The 21,203-nt window shown below is 69.7% G+C and carries 21 protein-coding genes; 8 read left to right on the top strand and 13 right to left on the bottom strand.

Annotation, left to right across the window (positions count from 1 at the left end):
- Positions 1-171 precede the first annotated feature (171 nt).
- Complete coding sequence (locus ACIBK6_RS04630) at positions 172-1,077, top strand: LLM class flavin-dependent oxidoreductase (protein ID WP_399048755.1); 906 nt, start codon at positions 172-174, stop codon at positions 1,075-1,077.
- On the opposite strand, the gene ACIBK6_RS04625 is transcribed toward ACIBK6_RS04630, so the two are convergent.
- The 3 genes from ACIBK6_RS04625 to ACIBK6_RS04615 all read right to left on the bottom strand — a co-directional run bounded on the left by ACIBK6_RS04625 (position 1,074) and on the right by ACIBK6_RS04615 (position 2,729).
- The gene (locus ACIBK6_RS04625) at positions 1,074-1,538 is read right to left on the bottom strand and encodes a hypothetical protein (protein WP_399048753.1); all 465 of its coding nucleotides are present in this window, start codon (positions 1,536-1,538) and stop codon (positions 1,074-1,076) included. The genes ACIBK6_RS04630 and ACIBK6_RS04625 overlap by 4 nt on opposite strands.
- A gap of 23 nt (positions 1,539-1,561) precedes the next feature.
- Positions 1,562-2,152 (bottom strand): RNA 2'-phosphotransferase, encoded by a 591-nt coding sequence (locus tag ACIBK6_RS04620; protein WP_399048752.1) that lies wholly within the window; start codon positions 2,150-2,152, stop codon positions 1,562-1,564.
- Between the two features lie 61 nt (positions 2,153-2,213).
- A complete protein-coding gene (locus tag ACIBK6_RS04615; RefSeq protein WP_399048751.1) occupies positions 2,214-2,729 on the bottom strand; it encodes a PadR family transcriptional regulator in 516 nt (171 codons plus the stop codon).
- Between the two features lie 112 nt (positions 2,730-2,841).
- Between ACIBK6_RS04615 and ACIBK6_RS04610 the strand changes: the two genes are divergently transcribed.
- Positions 2,842-3,399, top strand: a complete 558-nt coding sequence (locus tag ACIBK6_RS04610; protein ID WP_399048749.1) for a hypothetical protein — start codon at positions 2,842-2,844, stop codon at positions 3,397-3,399.
- A 4-nt stretch (positions 3,400-3,403) separates the two neighbouring features.
- Positions 3,404-4,771 (top strand): carotenoid oxygenase family protein, encoded by a 1,368-nt coding sequence (locus ACIBK6_RS04605; RefSeq protein ID WP_399048748.1) that lies wholly within the window; start codon positions 3,404-3,406, stop codon positions 4,769-4,771.
- Between the two features lie 154 nt (positions 4,772-4,925).
- Here ACIBK6_RS04605 and ACIBK6_RS04600 read toward each other — a convergent pair whose 3' ends face one another.
- Genes ACIBK6_RS04600 through ACIBK6_RS04585 form a run of 4 tightly spaced genes read right to left on the bottom strand, consistent with a single transcriptional unit; the run spans position 4,926 to position 9,442 of the window.
- Positions 4,926-5,855 (bottom strand): MerR family transcriptional regulator, encoded by a 930-nt coding sequence (locus ACIBK6_RS04600; RefSeq protein WP_399048746.1) that lies wholly within the window; start codon positions 5,853-5,855, stop codon positions 4,926-4,928.
- 37 nt (positions 5,856-5,892) lie between these two features.
- Positions 5,893-6,825 carry a metal-dependent hydrolase gene (locus ACIBK6_RS04595; RefSeq protein WP_399048745.1) on the bottom strand — a complete coding sequence of 311 codons (933 nt, stop codon included), beginning with the start codon at positions 6,823-6,825 and terminating at the stop codon, positions 5,893-5,895.
- Positions 6,822-8,591, bottom strand: a complete 1,770-nt coding sequence (locus ACIBK6_RS04590; protein WP_399049302.1) for an SDR family oxidoreductase — start codon at positions 8,589-8,591, stop codon at positions 6,822-6,824. Before ACIBK6_RS04590 ends, ACIBK6_RS04595 begins: the two co-directional genes overlap by 4 nt.
- Before the next feature lie 2 nt (positions 8,592-8,593).
- Complete coding sequence (locus ACIBK6_RS04585) at positions 8,594-9,442, bottom strand: M24 family metallopeptidase (RefSeq protein WP_399048743.1); 849 nt, start codon at positions 9,440-9,442, stop codon at positions 8,594-8,596.
- Between the two features lie 223 nt (positions 9,443-9,665).
- On the opposite strand from ACIBK6_RS04585, the gene ACIBK6_RS04580 reads away from it, so the two are divergent.
- The 4 genes from ACIBK6_RS04580 to ACIBK6_RS04565 are packed head-to-tail and all read left to right on the top strand — an operon-like array spanning position 9,666 to position 13,251.
- Positions 9,666-10,718, top strand: coding sequence for an ABC transporter ATP-binding protein (locus tag ACIBK6_RS04580; RefSeq protein WP_399048742.1), 1,053 nt, complete (start codon positions 9,666-9,668; stop codon positions 10,716-10,718).
- Positions 10,708-11,595, top strand: coding sequence for an ABC transporter permease subunit (locus tag ACIBK6_RS04575; protein WP_399048740.1), 888 nt, complete (start codon positions 10,708-10,710; stop codon positions 11,593-11,595). Before ACIBK6_RS04580 ends, ACIBK6_RS04575 begins: the two co-directional genes overlap by 11 nt.
- Positions 11,592-12,503, top strand: a complete 912-nt coding sequence (locus tag ACIBK6_RS04570) for an ABC transporter ATP-binding protein (RefSeq protein ID WP_399048739.1) — start codon at positions 11,592-11,594, stop codon at positions 12,501-12,503. Before ACIBK6_RS04575 ends, ACIBK6_RS04570 begins: the two co-directional genes overlap by 4 nt.
- 28 nt (positions 12,504-12,531) lie before the next feature.
- Positions 12,532-13,251 (top strand): ABC transporter permease, encoded by a 720-nt coding sequence (locus ACIBK6_RS04565; RefSeq protein WP_399048738.1) that lies wholly within the window; start codon positions 12,532-12,534, stop codon positions 13,249-13,251.
- Positions 13,252-13,350: 99 nt separating this feature from the next.
- Here ACIBK6_RS04565 and ACIBK6_RS04560 read toward each other — a convergent pair whose 3' ends face one another.
- From ACIBK6_RS04560 to ACIBK6_RS04550, 3 genes are all read right to left on the bottom strand, one after another.
- On the bottom strand, positions 13,351-14,112 hold the full coding sequence (locus ACIBK6_RS04560; protein ID WP_399048737.1) for a hypothetical protein: 762 nt from the start codon (positions 14,110-14,112) through the stop codon (positions 13,351-13,353).
- Positions 14,113-14,417: 305 nt separating this feature from the next.
- Entirely contained in the window at positions 14,418-15,689 is a 1,272-nt protein-coding gene (locus tag ACIBK6_RS04555; RefSeq protein WP_399048734.1) for a CynX/NimT family MFS transporter, read from the bottom strand.
- A gap of 104 nt (positions 15,690-15,793) precedes the next feature.
- Positions 15,794-16,474, bottom strand: a complete 681-nt coding sequence (locus ACIBK6_RS04550; RefSeq protein ID WP_399048733.1) for a FadR/GntR family transcriptional regulator — start codon at positions 16,472-16,474, stop codon at positions 15,794-15,796.
- 95 nt (positions 16,475-16,569) lie between these two features.
- Here ACIBK6_RS04550 and ACIBK6_RS04545 point away from each other — a divergent pair, with 95 nt between their 5' ends.
- Positions 16,570-17,256: a rhomboid-like protein gene (locus ACIBK6_RS04545; protein ID WP_399048731.1), complete on the top strand. Its 687-nt coding sequence runs from the start codon at positions 16,570-16,572 to the stop codon at positions 17,254-17,256.
- A 323-nt stretch (positions 17,257-17,579) separates the two neighbouring features.
- Here the strand turns inward: ACIBK6_RS04545 and ACIBK6_RS04540 are convergent, their stop codons facing one another.
- The 3 genes from ACIBK6_RS04540 to pheA all read right to left on the bottom strand — a co-directional run bounded on the left by ACIBK6_RS04540 (position 17,580) and on the right by pheA (position 21,201).
- Positions 17,580-18,401 carry an HAD family hydrolase gene (locus ACIBK6_RS04540; RefSeq protein WP_399048730.1) on the bottom strand — a complete coding sequence of 274 codons (822 nt, stop codon included), beginning with the start codon at positions 18,399-18,401 and terminating at the stop codon, positions 17,580-17,582.
- Positions 18,398-19,687 (bottom strand): serine--tRNA ligase, encoded by a 1,290-nt coding sequence (serS, locus tag ACIBK6_RS04535; RefSeq protein ID WP_399048728.1) that lies wholly within the window; start codon positions 19,685-19,687, stop codon positions 18,398-18,400. The genes ACIBK6_RS04540 and serS overlap by 4 nt, the downstream gene beginning before the upstream one ends.
- 578 nt (positions 19,688-20,265) lie before the next feature.
- Entirely contained in the window at positions 20,266-21,201 is a 936-nt protein-coding gene (gene pheA / locus ACIBK6_RS04530) for a prephenate dehydratase (RefSeq protein WP_399048726.1), read from the bottom strand.
- Between the last annotated feature and the right edge of the window lie 2 nt (positions 21,202-21,203).

The following is a 21,203-nucleotide window of genomic DNA, read 5'->3' as shown; positions in this document are numbered from 1 at the left end:
AATGGGCGCATACCTGAGAGCGCACGCCGGTGCGCCTGGGGCACGAGGGGGCGTACGGGAAACCGGTAATGCTCCGGGAGGTGTGTGTGCGGTGCTGCGGAAGTTTCTGTAGTGGCTTCAGGCACCCTGTGCTTCGGGCGTGCCGGAGGTGACGGGATCCGACGTACGCTCGTGGGTATGCGTCTGAGCACTGTGATTCTTCCGGTACGCCGCTGGCACGACGGCGGTCGCGACGAGTGGCTGCGCGCCGAGGAGCTGGGCTTCCACACCGCGTACACCTACGACCATCTGTCCTGGCGGACGTTCCGCGACGGCCCGTGGTACGGCGCGGTCCCGACGCTCACGGCAGCCGCTGCCGCCACCACCCGGCTCCGGCTCGGCACGCTGGTCACCTCGCCGAACTTCCGGCACCCGGTGACCCTCGCCAAGGACCTGATCACGCTCGACGACGTGTCGAACGGCCGGATCACCCTCGGGATCGGAGCGGGCGGCAACGGCTTCGATGCCACCGCGCTCGGCCAGGAGGCATGGACTCCGCGCGAACGGGCGGACCGCTTCGGCGAGTTCGTGCCGCTGCTGGACCGGCTGCTCACCGAGGACTCGGTGACGTACGACGGCACCTTCTACTCGGCGGTCGAGGCCCGCACCATCCCGGGCTGCGTCCAGCGGCCCAGGATCCCCTTCGCGGTGGCCGCGACCGGACCGCGCGGGCTGAAGCTGGCGGCGAAGCACGGGCAGGCATGGGTGACCACGGGTGACCCGAAGCTGTTCGAGAGCGGTACGCCCGAGCAGTCCGTCGAGGCCATCCGCGAGCAGATCAAGAAGCTGGGCGCGTCCTGCGACGAGATCGGGCGTGAGGTGGACGAGCTGGACAAGGTCCTGCTCACCGGCTTCACTCCGCAGCCCGGCCGCCCGCTGGAATCGCTGGACGCGTTCGTGGACTTCGCGGGCCGGCACTTCGAGCTCGGCGTCACCGAGATCGTCCTGCACGCGCCGATCCCGGACTCGGAGTTCGCGGCCGACCAGAAGGTCTTCGAGCAGATCGCGACCGAGGGCCTCGCGCAGCTCGCCCGTTAGCCCTTACTGCTGCGGACGTGCGCGCTCATCCAGGGGGTGAGCGCGCCGAGCAGCACCAGTTCCTTGTATGTCTCGTCGCCGGGCAGCGGCACCACCAGCCACCATCCGGGCGGGAAGAACCGGCCCTTGACGTGGGCGAGCCCGCCGTAGACGGAGCCCAGGAAGGCAGGCACGGAGTCGCGCCGGACATCGTCGAACTGCACGCCGTCCACGGTGACTTGGGCGTCATCCTCCGGATAGACCCGCACGGCCACAGACGGCGAGCCGCCGAGCTCGACGTACGCCTCGTGCGGCAGCGAACCGTCCGGATCGACCACCGTGAACACCCCGGAAGAGGTGCGACGGGAGGTGCGGTCGGCGCCGATGTCGTCGGTGACCTCGACCACCAGCCCGTGCTCGTCGGCGATCGCACGGATCGCGGTGACCACGGATTCGGTGGTGGGCAGATGCGGGGACGCCATGGAGCCGATCATGTCAAAGGTGCTCAGGTCGGCAGCCGCAGATACTCCGGCGGTACGGAGCCGGTGAGCCACACCCCGTTGGCGCTGACGTGGAAGACATGGCCGGCCTGGTACATGGACCCGGCGTCCACGCTCAGCACCACGGGGCGGCCGCGGCGCGCGCCGACCCGGGTGGCGGTCTCACGGTCGGGCGAGAGATGCACATGGTGGCGGTTCATGGGGCGCAGGCCCTCGGCGCGGATCGCATCCAGGCTGCGGGCCACGGTGCCGTGGTAGAGGTACGCGGGCGGTTCGGCGGGCGGCAGGCCGAGGTCGACGGCCACGGTGTGGCCCTGGCTGGCCCGGATGCGGTTGCCCGCAACGGCGAAACGCCGCTTGTCGTTGGTGGCGACGACATGGTTGAGCTCGGCGCGGGTGATGGGGAAGCGATGCGCGGCCGCCGCCCGCAGCAGCACGTCGATCTCCACCCAGCCGCGGGGATCGAGGGTCAGCCCGATCCGCTCGGGCTGATGACGCAGATGCTTCGACAGATACCTGGACACCTTCACGGTGCGTCTGTCGTCCGGGAGCGGCCGCGCGCTATCGCGCGACGTCTCCTGCGGGTTTTCTGTCATGCGATCAGGGTGCCGGGCAGAGGGCGTCCCGGCATCCCAATTACCTTGGCGGCGCCGCCTGTTACGGCTTGAGCTGCTCCGCTGCCCACCGGGCCCACTCCTCTTGCATCTCGCTGAGCCGCTTGCCGTACTCCAGCGCGAGGCGGCCGTGCACCGAGATGGCGTCGTCGCCCCAGTCGATGACTGCCTCCGCCTCCTTGAGGCCCGCGAGCCGGCGGGCCGAGCGCTCGGCCTCGGTCAGCAGATACGTCTGCGCTTCGAGCGGGGTCAGCTCGCCGAGGAAGAAGACGCGGAGCAGGGCGTCGCTGCGCCGGGTGCGGACCGGCTCGACCTCGGTGAGCCAGTGGTGCAGCTCGGCTCTGCCCGATTCGGTGATCGCGTACTCCTTCCGGCCGCGCGGGCCCTCGGCGGACACCTCGACCAGACTGGCATCGGCGAGCTTGCCCAGCTCGCCGTAGACCTGGCTCTGGGTCGCCGACCAGACGTGGGCGAGCGAGGTCTCGAACAGCTTCATCAGGTCGTAGCCGCTGGCCGGCCGGTCGGCCAGGAGGCCCAGGACTGCATGGCGGAGGCTCATGAAAGGGACTCTACATTCCACTCTTGACACGTCAAAACGAGAACCTCTACATTTGACATGTCGAAGTTGGAATGTGGAGCTGAGCGAGAGCTCGGAACAGAGGGGGACTCTCATGAACTACCTGCGCGGATTCATCCCGTGGATCGTCTTCGCCGCCGTCGGCAGCTCGCACTGGCAGTGGGGCGCGGTCGCCGCCCTCGCGGTGGGTGCCTGGCTCTTCTACGCCGACCGCAAGCGCGGGGTCTGCGGTGACTCCCTGATTCTCGAGCAGTCCACGATCGCCTTCTTCGCCGTCCTGAGCGTCATAGCCTTCGCAGCCCCCGACAGCGGCCTCCGCGAGTACGGCGGCGCGCTGGCCACCGGCTGGCTGGCCCTGACCGCCTGGGGGACGCTGGCTGCCCGCCGGCCCTTCACCACCGGGATAGCCAAGCGGCAGGCGCCGCGCGAGGTGTGGAACAACCCCGTGTTCATCCGGATCAACGTGGTGCTGACCAGCGTCTGGGCGGCCGCCTTCACCCTGACAGCGGCCGGGCTCGCCGTCATCGACGCCGAGTCGCTGGGCAGCACCGTCTCGATAGCCGTGCAGGTCGCGGGATTCGCCATCCCCGCATTCATCACCGCCCAGTACCCGGAGCGAGCCCGCCGCGCCGCCGTCCAGAAGGCCGCCTGAGACCATGACCGCCACCTTCAGCGGTACCGCCGCGACCCCGTCGGCGCCGCACCTCGCGGGCAACTTCGCCCCCGTCGCCGAAGAACTGACCACTTGCGAGCTGCCCGTCACCGGCGCCATACCGCCCGAGCTGTCCGGCTGGTACGTACGCAACGGACCCAACCCGCACGACGCCGCTTCCGCCCACTGGTTCTTCGGGGACGGGATGGTCCACGGCGTCCGGCTCGAAGGAGGCAGGGCCCGCTCCTACCGCAACCGCTGGGTGCGCACCTCCACCTTCACGGACGGCGCACGCGTCTACGACCGGCAGGGCAACGCGGACTTCACCGCCGGAGCCGCCAACACCCACGTGGTGCGCCATGCGGGACGCACCCTCGCGCTGGTCGAGTCGTCCTTCCCGTACGAACTGGACGGCCGGCCGGGGCACGAGCTGGAGTCGCTGGGGGCGTACGACTTCGACGGCCGGCTCAGCACCGCGATGACCGCGCATCCCAAGACCTGCCCGGTCACCGGCGAGCTGCACTTCTTCGGGTACGGGATGGTCGCCCCGCCGTTTGTCACCTACCACCGCGCGGACGCGCGCGGCGAGCTGGTGGTGAGCCGGCCGGTGGAGGTGCCCGGGGCGACGATGATGCACGACTTCCATCTCACCGCGTCCCATGTGGTGTTCATGGATCTCCCGGCCGTCTTCGACCTGGAGCGGGCGATGCGGCCCGGCGGCGGCATGCCCTACCGCTGGGACGAGGGGTACGGGGCGCGCCTCGGCGTGCTGCGAAGGGACGATCCGTATGGCGAGGTGCGGTGGCTGGCGGTCGATCCCTGCTACGTCTTCCACGCGCTGAACGCGTACGACGAGCCCGGTGACGGCGCTGGGCGCGGGGAGCGGATCGTGCTGCACGTCGTGCGGTACGAGCGGCTGGGGGCACCCGGGGCCACCCTGTGGCAGTGGACGCTGGACCTGGCGACCGGGGTGGTCCGGGAGGAGCAGTTGGACGACCAGTCGTGCGAGTTCCCCCGGGTCGATGACCGGCTGGCCGGGCTCGAGGCACGGTTCGGGCATGTCACCGTGGCGCAGACACCGTCCTCGGGGCCGATATCGGGGGCACTGCTCCGCTATGACCTGGGGACGGGTGCTGTGCAGCGGCACGAGTTCGGGGCGGGGCGGGCGCCGGCGGAGGCCGCGTTCGCGCCCGCGGACGACCGGCCGGGCGGCCCGGGGTGGCTCCTCAGCTATGTGTACGACGCCACCAGGGATGCCAGTGATCTGGTCATCGTCGACGCGGAGAACCTCGCGGCCTCGCCGGTCGCGACGGTCCATCTTCCGCAACGCGTGCCGTTCGGCTTCCACGGGAACTGGCTCGCCGATCAGTGACGCCAATCACCTTATCGAGGAGGTGAGTTGGGTTTGGTCCACAGTGAAGTCACGTTATCCACAGGCAATTTGACGGCACTGTGGACAACTGGAGGGTTGTTTGGGCGGTTTGGTGGATTTGGGCCAGATATAGGCTGGTTCAGTAAGATGGCATCTATTTGCTACCCCGTGTTGGGGCCGAGAGGGTGTCCAAGGTGCGGCTCTGCACCTCGCGTTCGGTGGCCGCCGTGATGAACGCGGTGATGTTGTCCGGCCCCACCAGGTTCTGAACGGCCCGGATGGTGGCTGCGGGCAGCGTCACCGGGCCGGGGTCCGGCGTGGGCGGGGCGGCGGCGGGGGTTCCCAGATGGCGCTGAAGGTGGCGGGTCGCGAACAGGCGCATCGCGCGGGCGAGTTCGGCGTCGACGGTCTGCTGGGCCAGCGGGCGCAGGCGGCGCACCAGATCGGCGGCTTCGGCGGCCTCGGCGTCGGTCGGGGGGTGGTGGCCCAGATAGCGGGCGAAGACGTGTTCCGTGGTGAAGTCGAGGAACCGGGCCGCGATGTGTTCCACCTGGCCGCGCAGTTCGCGCAGGTGTCCGGAGATGGCGTCGAGCGGCACCCCGGCGGCGTGCAACTCCGCTGCCACGGCGAGCTCTTGGGGGCTGGGGACCAGGAACTCGGAGTCGTTGCCCGGGATGCGTTCCAGGATGCCGAGTTCCACCGCGTCGGCGACGGCCGCGTCGTCCTCGTCGCCGCCGAAGGTCGCGTCGAGAGCGGCTCGGGAGATCCGGGCGGCCTCCTCGTCGGTCCAGGGGCCGCTGACCTCGGCGACCAGGCCGAGGACGCCGCCGAGGCCCCGGCCGGCGTCCCAGGCCTCCAGGAGTTCCTTGATGGAGGCCAGGGTGTAGCCGCGGTCGAGCAGATCGGCGATCTGGTGCAGCCGGGCCAGGTGGGTGTCCCCGTACACATTGGACCGGCCGCGGCGTTCGGGCCGGGGCAGCAGTCCCCGGTCCTGGTAGGCGCGGATGGTGCGGACCGTGGCGCCGCTGGCGTGCGCCAGATCCTCGATCCGGTACTCGGCCGTCGCCGTCGTCGTCGGCGTCACCTGCTGAACCCCTGACTGCCCGGACAAACCCACTCCTCTAACCCAAGGCGGCGCGGCCCACCGCGCCCGCCGCCGCTCGGGCCGCCGGCGAGGTCGCGAGATAGTCGACGGCCTTGCGCAGGGAGCCCTCCTGCGAGGGATGGTACGACCGGCGGAAGTAGCGGGGTATGGCCGTGCCGAGCTCCTTCCAGCTGGGCAGCAGACCCCGGCGCACGGCCCGGTTGTGTTCGCGCAGCGAGTAGCGCAGCCGGCCGGCGAGCCGGGGGTCGTGCCGGATCAGGTAGGAGGCGCCCCACGCCCACAGCCACAGCAGCACCGGGGCGACCACCACCATGCCCTCGACGCGGCGGGCGTACCGGGGCAGGCCCGTTCCGCCGCAGTGCTGGTACATGTCGAAGGCGACCGCCCGGTGCTCGACCTCCTCCGCGCCGTGCCAGCGCAGCAGGTCCAGCATGACCGCGTCCGAGCCGGCCCGGTCCAGCCCCTCGGCGTGCAGCACCCAGTTGCCGAGCACCGCGGTGAACTGCTCGATCGCGGCGATCAGCGAGAGCCGGAAGCGCAGCCACTCCTGGGTCGGTACCGGCGCCCCGAACGGCGGTTGCTCGCCGAGGAGTTTCTCGAAGAGGAAGTCGACGTGCCGGGTGTAGGCGGCGGTGTCGAGGCGCTGCGCCGCCAGATGGTCCAGGACGTAGGCGTGCTGCACGCTGTGCGTGGCCTCCTGGCCCATGAAGCCCTTGACGTCCTTGAGCAGCACCGGGTCGCTGACCAGCGGCAGCGCCTCCTTGAACACCTTCACGAACCACCGCTCGCCCGCCGGAAGTAGCAGGTGCAGCACATTGATGACATGGGTGGCGGTGGGTTCGTCGGGTATCCAGTGCAGCGGTGTTCCGTCCCAGCCGAACGAGACCCGGCGCGGGGTTATCCGGTAGTGCTCCTCGCCTTTCGTGCCTTCTCGGCGCTCGGTGCTCACAGCGGCGGCTCCAATCGGGCGATCGCGCGCAGGGCCCCGGGCGCGAAACGGGACATGAAGTGGGCGCCGCGGGCCTCGGGCGTCACCGGCACCACGGCCTGGTTCGTCACCACGGCCCGCAGAATCGCCGAAGCGACCTTCTCCGGTGGGAAGTTGCGCATCCCGTACAGGCGCGAGGTCTTCTTCTGGAGGCGCTGCTCCTCCTGGGTGTCGGCCCCGGCGAAGTGCGTGGTCGAGGTGATGTTGGTGTTCACCAGGCCGGGGCAGATCGCCGAGACGCCGATGCCCTGCCCGGCCAGTTCCGCGCGCAGGCACTCGCTGAGCATCAGCACCGCGGCCTTCGACGTGCTGTACGCGGGCAGCGCCCGGGAGGGCTGGAAGGCGGCGGCGGAGGCGGTGTTGACGATGTGGCCGCCCTGGCCGCGCTCGGCCATCTGCTTGCCGAAGACGCGGCAGCCGTGGATGACGCCCCACAGATTGACGTCGAGCACCTTCTTCCAGTCCTCGGCGGTGGTGTCGAAGAAGGAGCCGGAAAGCCCGATCCCCGCGTTGTTGACCAGGACGTCGACGATGCCGTACTCGGTGGCGACCTTCGCGGCCAGCTTCTCCATCGCCTGCTCCTCGCTGACGTCCACGGTCTCGCCCCAGGCCTCGGGCGCGCCGATCAGCCGGGACATCTCCGCGGTCCGGGCCGCGCCCTCCGCGTCCCGGTCCACGGCCACGATGCGCGCCCCGGCCTCGGCGAACGCGAAGGCGGTGGCCCGGCCGATGCCGCTCGCCGCACCCGTGACCAGGACCAGCTGGCCGCCGAACCGGTCGGCGTACGGGCCCGTCGCGACCGCGTCCCGCGCCGGGGTGCCGTCCTCGTTGGCGCGGACGAACTCGCTGATCCAGGCGGCCAGTTGGTCGGGCCTGGTGCGCGGCACCCAGTGCTTGGCGGGCAGGGTCCGGCGGATCAACTGCGGAGCCCACTGCTCCAGTTCGGCGTACAGCTGCGGTGAGAGGAACGCGTCGTCGAGCGGCGTGATCAGCTGGACGGGCACATGGGCATAGGCGTCGGAGCGGGGGCGGCGCAGCCGGGCGCGGACGTTGTCGCGGTAGAGCCAGGCTCCGTGCGCCGCGTCCTCGGGAAGGGACGCCGTCGGATAGCCGTCGGCGGGCACCTTCTCCAGGCGCCGCAGGATCTTCGGCCACTGCTTGCCGAGCGGGCCCCGCCAGGCCAGCTCCGGAAGGACCGGGGTGTGCAGCATGTACACGTACCAGGACTTGGCGCCCTGGCCGAGGAGCTGGCCTACCTTGCGCGGGGTCGGGTGGCTCATCCGGTGCTTGATCCAGTGCCCGAGATGGTCGAGGGAAGGACCCGACATCGAGGTGAAGGAGGCGATCCGGCCCTCGGTGCGCTTGACCGTGGCGAACTCCCAGCCCTGCACCGAGCCCCAGTCGTGGCCGACCAGGTGCACCGGCCGGTCCGGGCTGACCGCGTCCGCCACCGCGAGGAAGTCGTCGGTCAGCTTTTCCAGGGTGAAGCCGCCGCGCAGCGGGGCCGGCGCCGTGGAGCGGCCGTGCCCCCGGACGTCGTACAGCACGACGTGGAAGCGCTCGGCCAGCCGCTCGGCGACCTCGGACCACACCTCCTTGCTGTCGGGGTAGCCGTGTACGAGGACCACGGTCGGCTGGGAATCGTCGCCCAGCTCGGCGACGCACAGCTCGATCCCGCCGGTCCGCACCCAGCGCTCGCGCGCCCCTTCGATGTTCACGCTCGCCATGCTCACGCCGCCTTCTCCTCGGCCCAGCGCCGCACATGCGGCAGGTCGTCGTCCAGCCAGAACGCGCTCTGCTCGGGATCCCGGGAGTCGGTCACGACCAGGATCTCCTCGAACTTCGCACCCGTACCCCGGAAGCCGAGATGCGGCTCGACCGCCCACAGCCCCGGCTGCGGAGGATGGTCGGAGAACTTGTACGGGGACCACAGCGGCGACCAGCCGTCCCGGTGGCCGTGCACCGCGTCGCTCGCCAGGCCCTTCAGCGCCTGGGTGCCGAACCCGAACACGTTCGGCGACCAGCGGCGCTCCTTCACTCGGTCGATCTTGTGGGCGATCACGCCGAACGGATAGGCCCGGTGCCGGTTGGCGTACCCCTGGCGGACCATGAGCCGGTCCACGTCCTCGTAGATCTCGCGCAGCGGCCGTTTCTCGCGCACCTCGCGCAGGATCAGCTCGCGGTGCGCCTCCAGGTCGGCGAGCAGCCGGTTGTGCACCGGGTTGAGCCCGAGGCAGCCCGAGTAGCCGATGTCCGCGGTGTAGCCCTGGTGGACCGGGGCCATGTCGAGGATGAACGGCATCCCCGCCTCCAGGCGCCGGTTGGTGGGGAAGAACTGCAGAGGTACCCGGAAGTTCACGAATGCCGTGCGGTCGCCGAACCAGGCGAACGGCAGGTGGAACCAGTCGCGCACCCCGCGCCCGCGCAGCCAGTCCCGCTGCATCCGCGCGGCCTCCCGCTCGGTCACCCCCGGTTTGAGCTGCGCGGCAACCGCCTCCGCGCACTCGTACGCGAGGCTCTGTACGTCCCTGAACCCGCGCAGTCGCGTGTCGAGTTCAGCCTTCACCGCCGATGGCATCCGTCCACCCCTGTCGCCCTACGCGTGCGTAACTTGACACTGATGAATGTGACAATGCCCGGCGGCTGCGTCAAGAGCCGTGCACCAGGCTGTGGACAGCGAGCCGGTTGTGGACAACCCGGTGACCCGGCGGGGGGAGCCTGTCAGCCTCTCGTACGGGTCCCCTACGGGTCCGTACCTCTGGAGTCGGACACGGATCCAGCCGCCTGGTCTGACGATTCGTGTGTCCCGCGCCACTACCGTCGATGACGTGACTGTGATCGCGACCGAAAGCCTGAGCAAGCGGTTCCCCAGGGTGACCGCGCTTGACCGGCTCTCGTTGGACATCGGCCCCGGCGTGACCGGGCTGGTGGGCGCCAACGGAGCCGGCAAGTCCACGTTGATCAAGATCCTCCTTGGTCTCTCGCCCGCCACGGAGGGCACCGCTGCCGTGCTCGGCCTCGACGTGGCCACCAGCGGCAGCGCCATCCGCGAGCGGGTGGGCTACATGCCGGAGCACGACTGCCTGCCGCCCGACGTCTCGGCCACCGAGTTCGTCGTGCACATGGCGCGCATGTCGGGCCTGCCGGCCACCGCGGCCCGCGAACGCACCGCCGACACACTGCGCCACGTGGGCCTCTACGAGGAGCGCTACCGGCCCATCGGCGGCTACTCGACCGGCATGAAGCAGCGGGTCAAGCTCGCCCAGGCGCTCGTCCACGACCCCCAGCTGGTCCTCCTGGACGAGCCGACCAACGGTCTCGACCCGGTCGGCCGCGACGAGATGCTCGGCCTGATCCGCCGCATCCACACCGACTTCGGCATCTCGGTCCTGGTCACCTCGCACCTCCTGGGCGAGCTGGAGCGCACCTGCGACCACGTAGTGGTCATCGACGGCGGCACGTTGCTGCGCTCCAGCTCCACCAGCGACTTCACGCAGATGACCACGACCCTCGCGGTCGAGGTCACCGACTCCGACACCCACCCCGACGGCACGGAGACGGTGCGCAAGGCGCTCGCCGCCGCCGGGATCACGCTGCACGCGGGCGTGGAGGACGGACTGCCGGGCGCCGGCCACATCCTCCTGATCGAGGCCACCGGCGAGGACACCTACGACACGGTCCGCGACACCGTGGCCCACCTCGGCCTCGGTCTCGTACGGATGGAACAGCGCCGCCACCACATCGCCGAGGTGTTCAAGACCCCGGCGCGGGAGCCGGTCTCCGAACGCGCCGCCGCATGGGCGGCCACCGCGGCCGGCGCCGAGCAGAAGGGAGGTGGCCACGATGGCAACTGACAGCACCCAGACCCAGATCCACAACATCGGCTACCGCAACTACGACGGGCCGCGCCTGGGCCGGGCCTACGCCCGCCGCTCGCTCTTCTCGCAGTCACTGCGCGGGGCGTACGGACTGGGCCGCAGCGCCAAGTCCAAGGTGCTCCCGATGCTGCTGTTCGCGGTGATGTGCGTGCCCGCGGCCATCATGGTCGCGGTCGCCGTCGCCACGAAGGCCAACGACCTCCCCGTGCAGTACACCCGGTACGCGATCTTCCTCCAGGCCGTCATCGGGCTGTTCATCGCCGCCCAGGCACCCCAGACCGTCTCGCGCGATCTGCGCTTCAAGACGGTGCCGCTGTACTTCTCGCGGCCGATCGAGCGCCTCGACTACGTCCTGGCCAAGTTCGCCGCCATGGCGTCGGCGCTCTTCATCATCACGGGCGCGCCGCTGGTGATCCTCTATATCGGCGCGCTGCTCGCCAAACTCGACTTCGCGGACCAGACGAAGGGGTTCGCCCAGGGGCTGGTCTCGGTGGCACTGCTCTCGCTCCTCTTCGCCGGCATCGGCCTGGTCATCGCCGCGCTGACGCCGCGCCGCGGGTTCGGCGTGGCCGCGATCATCGCCGTACTGACCGTCTCCTACGGAGCGGTCTCCGCGGTCCAGGGCATCGCCTTCCACCAGGGTTCCACATCGGTGATCCAGTGGCTCGGCCTGTTCTCCCCCATCACGCTCATCGACGGCGTGCAGAGCGCGTTCCTCGGCGCGAGCTCCTCCTTCCCCGGCGGGAACGGGCCGGGGTCCGGGGCCGGAGCGGTCTATCTGCTCGTCGTCCTCGCGCTGATCTACGGCTCGTACGCCGTGCTGATGCGCCGTTACCGGAAGGTCGGGCTGTGACCACCATCGACATCGACCACACCTCGCGCTGGTTCGGCAATGTGGTGGCGGTCAACGACGTCACCATGACGATCGGCCCCGGTGTGACCGGACTGCTCGGCCCCAACGGCGCCGGAAAGTCCACCCTCATCAACATGATGGGCGGCTTCCTCGCCCCGTCCACGGGAACGGTCACGCTCGACGGCGAGCAGATCTGGCGCAACGAGTCGGTCTACCGGAAGATCGGCATCGTCCCCGAGCGGGAGGCCATGTACGACTTCCTCACGGGCCGCGAATTCGTCGTCGCCAACGCCGAGTTGCACGGCCTCGGCGCCCGCGAGGCCGGGCAGGCCCTGGCCACGGTCGAGATGGAGTACGCGCAGGACCGCAAGATCCAGACGTACAGCAAGGGCATGCGCCAGCGCGTCAAGATGGCCTCCGCCCTTGTCCACAACCCGTCGGTGCTGCTGCTCGACGAGCCCTTCAACGGCATGGACCCGCGCCAGCGCATGCAACTGATGGAGCTGCTGCGGCGGATGGGCGCCGAGGGCCGCACGGTCCTGTTCTCCTCCCACATCCTCGAAGAGGTCGAGCAGCTGGCCTCGCACATCGAGGTCATCGTGGCCGGGCGGCACGCGGCCAGCGGCGACTTCCGCAAGATCCGCCGTCTGATGACGGACCGGCCGCACCGCTATCTGATCCGCTCCAGCGACGACCGGGCGCTGGCCGCGGCGCTGATCGCCGACCCGTCGACCGCGGGGATCGAGGTCGACCTCAAGGAGGGCGCGCTGCGCATCCAGGCCGTCGACTTCGGCCGGTTCACCACCCTGCTTCCGCAGGTCGCGAAGGCGCACGGCATCCGGCTGCTCACGGTCTCGCCGTCCGACGAATCCCTCGAATCCGTCTTCTCCTACCTCGTAGCGGCCTGAGCGCCTCCAGAAAGGAGCGGACGTTCCCATGTACAACCCGACCGTCGCCCGGCTCACCTACCGGGCTCTGCTCGGCCGCCGCCGGGCCGCCATCCTCTTCGTCCTGCCTGCCCTGCTGATCGTGATCTCGGCGGCGGTACGTTCCTTCAGCGGAGCCGACGACCAGGTCGCCGCCGACCTCCTCGGCAGCTTCGCGCTGGCCACGATGGTGCCGCTGATCGGTGTCATCGCCGGTACCGGCGCGATCGGCCCGGAGATCGACGACGGCTCGATCGTCTATCTGCTGGCCAAGCCGGTGAAGCGCTCGACGATCATCTTCACCAAGCTGATCGTCGCGATCGCCGTGACGATGGCCTTCTCCGCGATCCCGACGCTGATCGCCGGGTTCATCCTGAACGGCAACGGCCAGCAGATCGCGATCGCCTACACGGTGGCGGCGCTGGTCGCGTCCATCGCGTACGCCGCCGTCTTCCTGCTGCTCGGCACGGTCACCCGGCACGCCGTGGTCTTCGGCCTGGTGTACGCGCTGGTCTGGGAGTCGCTGTTCGGCAACCTGGTGCCGGGCGCGCGCACGCTGAGCGTGCAGCAGTGGTCGCTCGCCCTCGCCGAGAAGATCGGCGCGAACGGCGTGATCTCCTCCGACGTGGGACTGCCGCTCGCGGTGATCCTGCTGGTGGGCGTGACCATCGCGGCCACCTGGTACGCGGGCCGGAAGCTGCGCACGCTGAAGCTGGCCGGGGAGGAGTGACGGGGGTTTCCCGGACAGGGGCGGGGCCCGGCGACGACAACTCGTCGCCGGGCCCCGCCTGTTGTGCTGATCGTCCGCCTGCTGCCGGTTGCTCCCGGCCTACTTCCGGCGCCTGCGGCGCTGCGGCGGAACGGCGGGCCACTGCCGCTTGAGCTCCGCGACGTCCTCGGAGAGATCCGCGAGCCGGACGCTCATCGCTCCGACCACGCGGTTGGTGGCGTCGAGCCGCCGGTCCACGGCTTCCAGCCGGTGGTCCATCGCCTCGATCCGGTGGTCCATCACCTCCATGCGGTGGTCCATGGCCTCCAGCCGCACCGACATCCGCCGAAGCACCGGACCGAGCTCCTGGAGCGCGGGCCCGATCTGGGCCATGGAACTCTCCAGGTTGGTGACCCGAAGGTCCAGACCGTCGTAGCGGGGATCACTCGCGATGACGGTCCGGGGGGTCTCCTCGGTGTCGAGGAGATAGCTGCGTACACACCGGGCTACTTCGCTGTCGCGAAGGAGCATGGCTACGTTGAGGACGGCTCGGCGGGTGAAGACCCGGAGGTGGGAGCGCCCCTGTGGATAACTTTCGGGGCTGCCGTCGGATGACGTGGTCGTTTTGACCACGTCATCAATGCGCAGTTCATCGCCACCAAGAGTGATCATTCCGTTGATGGTCAGCTCTTCGCGATGGCGCCTGACGATGCTATGCACAGCCTCCTTGTGGACAGCGAAGTACTGGGCGACCCCCTCGGTGGTCACATGCAACCCATCAGGTAGCAACTGCAACGCCTTGACCTTCTCCAGGACGTCGACGCGCCCCAGATGGTCGGCGCGCAGGGTGCGCGATTCGAGCAGGGCGACTTCGGATGGCATGGTCGGGCCTTCCGTTCATGGTCGTTGGTGCATGACTGGGACGCCCTATCCCCGGGCTACAGGGGTGGAGGTCCGCTCATCTACGCCACTGACTCAATGACCGGTTCTTGTACCGCGACCGGCAATCCCCAAATTCACGAAAGGTACGACGCCAGCAACTCCAGTTGCCTCCACGCACGTTGACAACGAGCGGACTTTCGTACAAGTCACGCATCCGAGGAACATGTGTTGGGAACAACCGTTTCCCCCGGGTGTCCGGGCCGGGCCGGACACCCGGACAAACCCGTTCGGCCGAACCGCGCGCGCTAAACCGTCCGGTCCCGGGCCGCGAACAGGCCCACCGCCAGGGCCGCCGCGCACACACCGAGGACCAGCGCGATCGGTACGGTCCAGCCGCCCGTCGCCTGGTGGACCGCGCCCGCGGCGATCGGGCCGGCGGCCGCCAGCAGATAGCCGACCGTCTGGGCCATGCCGGACAGCCGGGCCGCCGTCCGGGCGTCGCCGGAGCGCAGCACGATCAGCGTGAGGGCCAGGCCCACCGCGCCGCCCTGGCCGATGCCGAGGATCGCCGCCCACAGCCAGGCGCCGCTCACCGGAGCGATCATCAGGCCCGCGTATCCGGCCGCGACCAGCGAGGTGACCAGAGCGATCAGCGGGCGCTGGCTGCGCATCCGGCCGGCGAGGAGCGGCACGCCGAACGCACCGGCCACCTGGATCAGGTTGTTGAAGGCGAAGATCACGCCTGCGGTGGAGTGGCTCATGCCGTGGTCCGTGAAGATCGTCGGCAGCCAGGCGATCAGCACGTACGACCAGAGCGACTGCAGACCCATGAAGAGCGTGACCTGCCAGGCCAGTGCCGAGCGCCACACGCTCTTGTCGGCCGCGGGCCCCGCGGAAGCCGCGACCCGTACCTCATGCCCCGTACGGCCGCGCGCGATCAGCACCTGCGGCAGCCAGGCCACCGCCGCGAGGACCGCGAGCAGCGACCACACCGCCAGCGAGGCCTCCCAACTGCCCCCGAACGCTTTTTCCAGCGGCACCGAGGAGGCCGCCACGACCGTCGCGCCCGCGATCATCGCGCCGGTGTAGACCGACGTCATCGCCGCTGCCTTGTCCGGGAAGTCGCGCTTGATCAGGCCCGGCATCAGCACGTTGAGCAGGGCTATCGCCGTACCGACCAGCACTCCGCCGCCGTACAGCGCCGCCGCCGAGTGCACCACCCGCACCAGGATGCCGACCGCCAGGAGGAGCAGGGCGAACAGCAGTACCGGCTCGCTGCCGAAGCGGCGCGCCAGCCAGGGCGCCACCAGTGCGCCGAGCCCCAGGAACAGCACCGGCACGGAGGTCACCAGGCTGCTCGCCGTCGGCGACAGCCCGAACGACTGGCTGATCTCGCTCACCAGCGGCGACACACTCGCCAGCGCCGCCCGCATGTTCACCGACGCCAGCACGATCCCGACCAGCAGCACCACCGGATGCGCGAGCAGCGCCCGTCGCGCGGCAGCGCCTTGGGGCGCGGGCCGTACATCGGCCTCGGCATCCGGCAACAGCAGTTGATCAGCATCCGGGCGTGACAAAACAAGCACCTTTCTCGAAGGGTGAAGAGCGAAGGCCGAAGAGTGGACTTTGAAGAGCTGACGTCGAAGGGTGCAGCTCGGTGTTCGGAGGGTGAACCGGGGCCTCAGCGGGCCCTGGCCACCACCGCGCGCACTGCTTCCAGGGGCTGCCGCAGCAGTTCCCGTACGGCGCGCTCGGCGGCCGCCGGGTCGCTGCTCTCGATCGCGTCGACCAGCGCCTCATGGGTGTCGAGGTCGATCGGCGGCATCTCCTCGTCGCGCAGCGAGGTGATCAGGCTCTCGTGCACCTGCACCGAGAAGAACCGGTACACCTCGATGAACGCCGGGTTGTGCGTCGCCTGCACCACACCCATGTGGAACGCCATGTCGGCGTCGGCGGCCCGGTCGCCGTGTTCGCGAAGGGTCTGCAGCACGCCCCGCAGGGCCACCATGTCGTTGGTGTCGCGCCGTTCGGCGGCGAGCCGGGCGGCTTCGGCCTCCAATGCGACGCGGAGTTCGAGGACGTCAAGGGCGCCGGCTGCGCGAATGCCCCGGAGGACCGCGGCGGGGTCGGCCGTGGAGCGGACGAAAGTGCCGTTGCCCTGGCGCGATTCGAGCAGCCCGGCGTGGACCAGGACGCGTACCGCCTCGCGGACGGTGTTCCGGCCGACGCCCAGCTGCTCGGCGAGCTCGTGCTCGGTCGGAATGCGGTCGCCGACCGCCCACTCGCCATTGGTGAGCTGGGCGCGCAGCTGATCGACCACCGTGTCCACCAGGGACTGCCGTCCCGCCGTACGAAGAGCCATGTCGTTCTCCATTCACCCGGTTGCCCAGTCATCCTACAACTCTCCCTGAGCCGGCCTTGGTCTTGCCCCACAGCGTTCCGCGTCATCATCTAGGGATGACGACCACGCTCCACCGCGGCACCGAGCCCTCGCGGCCGGTCCGGACCTGGGTGCGCTCCGCACCCGGGACGCACATCTGGCTGCTGATCATCGCGATCACCAGCCTCGTCATCGAGCTCTCCTCGCAGGGCCTGGAGCACTTCCTGCTGCACCGCAACAGCAGCAACATCCACGAGCTGACCAAGCACCCCGTGCAGTCCCTGTTCACCAGCGCCTTCTGGATCGAGAACCCCTCCTCGTTCCTGCTCTATCTGGTGTTGTTCGAGCTCGTGCACGCCACGGTGGAGCGCTGGCTCGGCACGCTGCGCTGGCTGTGCACGGTCGTCGTCGGGCATGTGGTGGCGACCCTGATCAGCCAGGAGTACGTCCTGTGGTCGATCCAGAACCAGCATCTGCCCAAGCGTCTCGCGCACGCCATGTCCCATGTCGTGGACATCGGCGTCAGCTACGGGCTCGCCGCCTCGGCGGGCATCCTCGTGTACCGGCTGCCGCACCCCTGGCGCTGGCTGTACCTCGCGGGGGTGATCGGCTTCTTCGGCATCCCGGTCGCGACCGGGGGTACGTTCACCGACCTCGGCCATTTGACCGCGCTGGCCATCGGCTTCGCCTGCTGGCCGCTGACCAGGGGCGTACCCGAGCGAAAAGCAGTGGCGGCCAACGGCCGTGCGGGGCACAGTGGTTGAGGCAGGCGCACGCGGAAGACGCGGACCCGCTGGAACGGGGAGGAGCGCGACGACGACCGTACATTCGAGTCCGTCGAGCTCCCGGCGGGATGGCGCAGGGCAGGCAGCGGAGTAGCACCGACGACTCCGCGTGCCGCTCGCGAGCGGCTGCCGGGGCGGCCGCTTCGAGCGCGCATCCGCGCGAGGCCGCCCCTCTCGTACGTGTAAGGGGCGCCCGCAAGGCGGACGCCCCTTACACGTAACGGCACTTACTGCTGACGACAGTACTTACTGCTCACGTCACCGTAGTCGTCGCTGACGTGGACCCGGATTCGATCCGGCCTTCACTGCTGGAGCAGCTGCTCCAGCACCACGGCGATGCCGTCGTCCTCGTTCGACGCGGTGATCTCGTGGGCCACGGCCTTCAGTTCGTCATGGGCGTTGGCCATCGCCACGCCGTGCTCGGCCCAGCCGAACATGGGGATGTCGTTCGGCATGTCGCCGAACGCGATCGTGTCCCGCGCCTTGCAGCCGAGCCGGCGGGCGGCCAGCGAGAGGCCGGTCGCCTTGCTCAGGCCCAGCGGCAGCAGCTCCACTATGCCCGCGCCCGCCATGACCACGTCCACCAGGCTGCCGACCACCTGCCGCGTGATCTTCGCCAGCGCATCGTCGTCGTACCCGGGGTGCTGGATGTACACCTTGTTCAGCGGGGCCGACCACATCTCGGCGACGTCCTCGATGTGCAGGACCGGCAGCGGCCCCTCCTGCACCCGGTAGCCGGGGCCGACCAGGACCTCGCCGTCGATGCCGTCGCGGCTCGCGGCGAGCGCCAGCGGGCCGATCTCCGCCTCGACCTTGGACAGCGCCAGACCGGCGAGCTGGCGGTCCAGCGTGACCGAGGTCAGCAGCCGGTGCTCACCCGCGTGGTAGACCTGCGCGCCCTGGCCGCACACCGCGAGGCCCTCGTAGCCGAGGTCGTCGAGGATGTGCCGGGTCCAGGGCACCGCCCGGCCGGTCACCACGATGTGCGCGGCGCCCGCCGCGGTGGCGGCGGCGAGCGCGTCGCGGGTGCGCTGCGAGACCGACTCGTCGGAGCGCAGCAGCGTCCCGTCCAGGTCGGTCGCGATCAGCTTGTACGGGAACGGGCGCCCCACGGCGGTGCTCACTTGGAGATCGGCTCCAGGACCTCGCGGCCGCCCAGGTAGGGGCGGAGCACGGCCGGGACCCGCACCGAGCCGTCGGCCTGCTGGTGGTTCTCCAGGATCGCCACGATGGTGCGCGGCACGGCGCACAGCGTGCCGTTCAGCGTCGACAGCGGCTGGACCTTGCTCTTGCCGTCGGCGCTCTCGCGCATCCGGACCGACAGGCGGCGGGCCTGGAAGCTGTCGCAGTTGGACGCCGACGTCAGCTCGCGGTACTTGCCCTGGGTCGGGATCCACGCCTCGCAGTCGAACTTCCGCGAGGCCGAGGCGCCCAGGTCGCCGGTGGCGACGTCGATCACCTGGAACGGCAGCTCAAGACCGGTCAGCCACTGCTTCTCCCAGTCGAGCAGGCGCCGGTGCTCGGCCTCGGCGTCCTCGGGGTGGACGTAGGAGAACATCTCGACCTTGTCGAACTGGTGCACCCGGAAGATGCCCCGGGTGTCCTTGCCGTAGGTGCCGGCCTCGCGGCGGAAGCACGGCGAGAAGCCGGCGTAGCGCAGCGGCAGCTTGTCGGCGTCGATGATCTCGTCCATGTGGTACGCCGCGAGCGGGACCTCGGAGGTGCCGACCAGGTAGAAGTCGTCCTTCTCCAGGTGGTACACGTTCTCGGCGGCCTGGCCGAGGAAGCCGGTGCCCTCCATGGCGCGCGGGCGGACCAGCGCCGGGGTGAGCATCGGGATGAACCCGGCCTCGGTCGCCTGCGCGATCGCCGCGTTGACGAGCGCGAGCTCCAGGAGCGCGCCGACACCCGTCAGGTAGTAGAAGCGTGAGCCCGACACCTTGGCGCCGCGCTCGACGTCGATGGCGCCCAGCGCCTCGCCGAGCTCCAGGTGGTCCTTGGGCTCGAAGCCCTCGGCGCCGAAGTCGCGGATCGTGCCGTGCGTCTCCAGGACGACGAAGTCCTCCTCGCCGCCGACCGGCACGTCCGTGTGGACGATGTTGCCGAGCTGGAGGAGCAGCTGCTTGGCCTGCTCGTCGGCCCCGTTCTGCGCGGCCTCGGCGGCCTTGACGTCGGCCTTGAGCTGCTCGGCCTTCTTCAGGAGCTCGGCGCGCTCTTCCGGCGTGGCCTTGGGGATGAGCTTGCCGAGCGACTTCTGCTCGGAGCGCAGCTCGTCGAAGCGGAGGCCCGAGGACCTGCGCAGCTCGTCGGCGGAGAGCAGGGCGTCGACAAGGGCGACGTCCTCTCCACGGGCGCGCTGGGAGGCGCGAACACGGTCGGGGTCCTCACGGAGCAGGCGAAGGTCAATCACCCCTCCAGGCTACCGGTGCGGACTCCCGGCCCCCCACCGGATATCCGGGGTGCGCCCGCCCGCGTGTCGCTTTGTCCGAATTGACCGATTTAGGGAATCTGACGTTGAAATTCCCGAGTGGGCGTCAAGGAAATCGACGCCATTCCCCCGGAAAGGGGCGCTTTGTGGACGGTTGTTGACCGACTGCCGTGCCGCGCAAGGGACTTGTCCACAGAAGTGCACACCGCCGGAGACTTATCCACAGGCTGTGCGGGAGATCTGTGGACTGCGCGGGAGATCGTTCCGAAAGCCGCATGAGAGTCCCAGGATTCCCGTCTCAAACCCGTTCCACACACTCATTCGGGTGGGAATTGCTCGCTCTAAAGAGTTGATCAATGGAATTGAGGTGACACGGGGCGGCCTGGCGTCCTGTGGACTGATCTGCCGTCACTACAGGGATTTGTCGACTGTGTCCGGTTGCGTTGTCGACTTACCCACAGGTCGAGAAGGCTGCCTGTGGATAACTCTGTGGACAACGAAAATCAGCAGGTAGGACCGCCTGATGCACAGGAGACCGGGCCGCCATGGCCTGCGAAGCCCTACGGGCGGCCGTCCTCGCAGCGCGCCAGCCACTCCGCCGCCTCCACGAACGCCGCGTCCGAGGTTCCGGCCCGTAGCGCCCGGACGTCGTCCAGCGTCACCTCCGCGCGCGGGTACGACCCGAGGAAGCGCACCTCCGGGCAGATCCGCCGCAGCCCCATCAGCGCCTCCCCCACCCGGCGCTCCGAGACGTGGCCCTCGGCGTCGATGGCGAAGCAGTAGTTGCCGATGCCCTGACCGGTCGGCCGGGACTGGAGCAGCATCAGGTTGACCCCGCGCACCGCGAATTCCTGGAGCAGTTCGAGCAGGGCGCCCGGGTGGTCCTCGCGCTGCCAGATGATCACCGAGGTCTTGTCCGCGCCGGTCGGCGCCGCGGGCCGGGCCGGGCGGCCGACGAGCACGAAGCGGGTCTGTGCGTTGACCGCGTCGTGGATGTCGGTGATCAGCGGCTCCAGGCCGTACGTCGCCGCCGCGAACTCACCCGCGAACGCGGCGTCGTACCGGCCCTCCTGGACGAGGCGGGCGCCGTCCGCGTTGGAGGCGGACGACTCCCAGAGCGCCTCCGGCAGATTCGCCTTCAGCCAGTTGCGCACCTGCGGCTGGGCCGCCGGGTGCGCCGTGACCGTCTTGATGTCCGAGAGCTTGGTCCCCGGGCGCACAAGGAGTGCGAACTTGATGGAGAGCAGCACCTCGCGGTAGATCATCAGCGGCTCGCCCGAGACCAGCTCGTCGAGGGTGGTGGTGATGCCGCCCTCCACCGAGTTCTCGATGGGGACGAGGGCGGCGGCCGCCTCCCCGTTGCGCACCGCGTCCAGGGCGGCCGATACGGACACCATCGGGACCAGTTCGCGGGTCGCGGCCTCGGGGAGCGTGCGCAGGGCGGCCTCGGTGAACGTGCCCTCGGGACCCAGATAGGTGTATCGCGTGGCGGACATGC

The organism is Streptomyces sp. NPDC050485 (assembly GCF_044458185.1).
Classification (GTDB): Bacteria; Actinomycetota; Actinomycetes; order Streptomycetales; family Streptomycetaceae; genus Streptomyces.
Note: the sequence above shows the minus strand (reverse complement) of the source record. Positions and strands in the feature narration are given on the sequence as shown.

Excerpts from the sequence above, each read along its gene's own strand:
- ACIBK6_RS04590 (WP_399049302.1), bottom strand. The coding sequence starts at position 8,591 with ATGGCGAGCGTGAACATCGAAGGGGCGCGCGAGCGCTGGGTGCGGACC.
- ACIBK6_RS04545 (WP_399048731.1), top strand. The coding sequence starts at position 16,570 with ATGACGACCACGCTCCACCGCGGCACCGAGCCCTCGCGGCCGGTCCGG.
- pheA (WP_399048726.1), bottom strand. The coding sequence starts at position 21,201 with ATGTCCGCCACGCGATACACCTATCTGGGTCCCGAGGGCACGTTCACC.
- ACIBK6_RS04575 (WP_399048740.1), top strand. The coding sequence starts at position 10,708 with ATGGCAACTGACAGCACCCAGACCCAGATCCACAACATCGGCTACCGC.
- ACIBK6_RS04615 (WP_399048751.1), bottom strand. The coding sequence starts at position 2,729 with ATGAGCCTCCGCCATGCAGTCCTGGGCCTCCTGGCCGACCGGCCGGCC.
- ACIBK6_RS04610 (WP_399048749.1), top strand. The coding sequence starts at position 2,842 with ATGAACTACCTGCGCGGATTCATCCCGTGGATCGTCTTCGCCGCCGTC.
- ACIBK6_RS04565 (WP_399048738.1), top strand. The coding sequence starts at position 12,532 with ATGTACAACCCGACCGTCGCCCGGCTCACCTACCGGGCTCTGCTCGGC.
- ACIBK6_RS04585 (WP_399048743.1), bottom strand. The coding sequence starts at position 9,442 with ATGCCATCGGCGGTGAAGGCTGAACTCGACACGCGACTGCGCGGGTTC.
- ACIBK6_RS04620 (WP_399048752.1), bottom strand. The coding sequence starts at position 2,152 with ATGACAGAAAACCCGCAGGAGACGTCGCGCGATAGCGCGCGGCCGCTC.
- ACIBK6_RS04625 (WP_399048753.1), bottom strand. The coding sequence starts at position 1,538 with ATGGCGTCCCCGCATCTGCCCACCACCGAATCCGTGGTCACCGCGATC.
- ACIBK6_RS04560 (WP_399048737.1), bottom strand. The coding sequence starts at position 14,112 with ATGCCATCCGAAGTCGCCCTGCTCGAATCGCGCACCCTGCGCGCCGAC.
- ACIBK6_RS04605 (WP_399048748.1), top strand. The coding sequence starts at position 3,404 with ATGACCGCCACCTTCAGCGGTACCGCCGCGACCCCGTCGGCGCCGCAC.
- ACIBK6_RS04550 (WP_399048733.1), bottom strand. The coding sequence starts at position 16,474 with ATGGCTCTTCGTACGGCGGGACGGCAGTCCCTGGTGGACACGGTGGTC.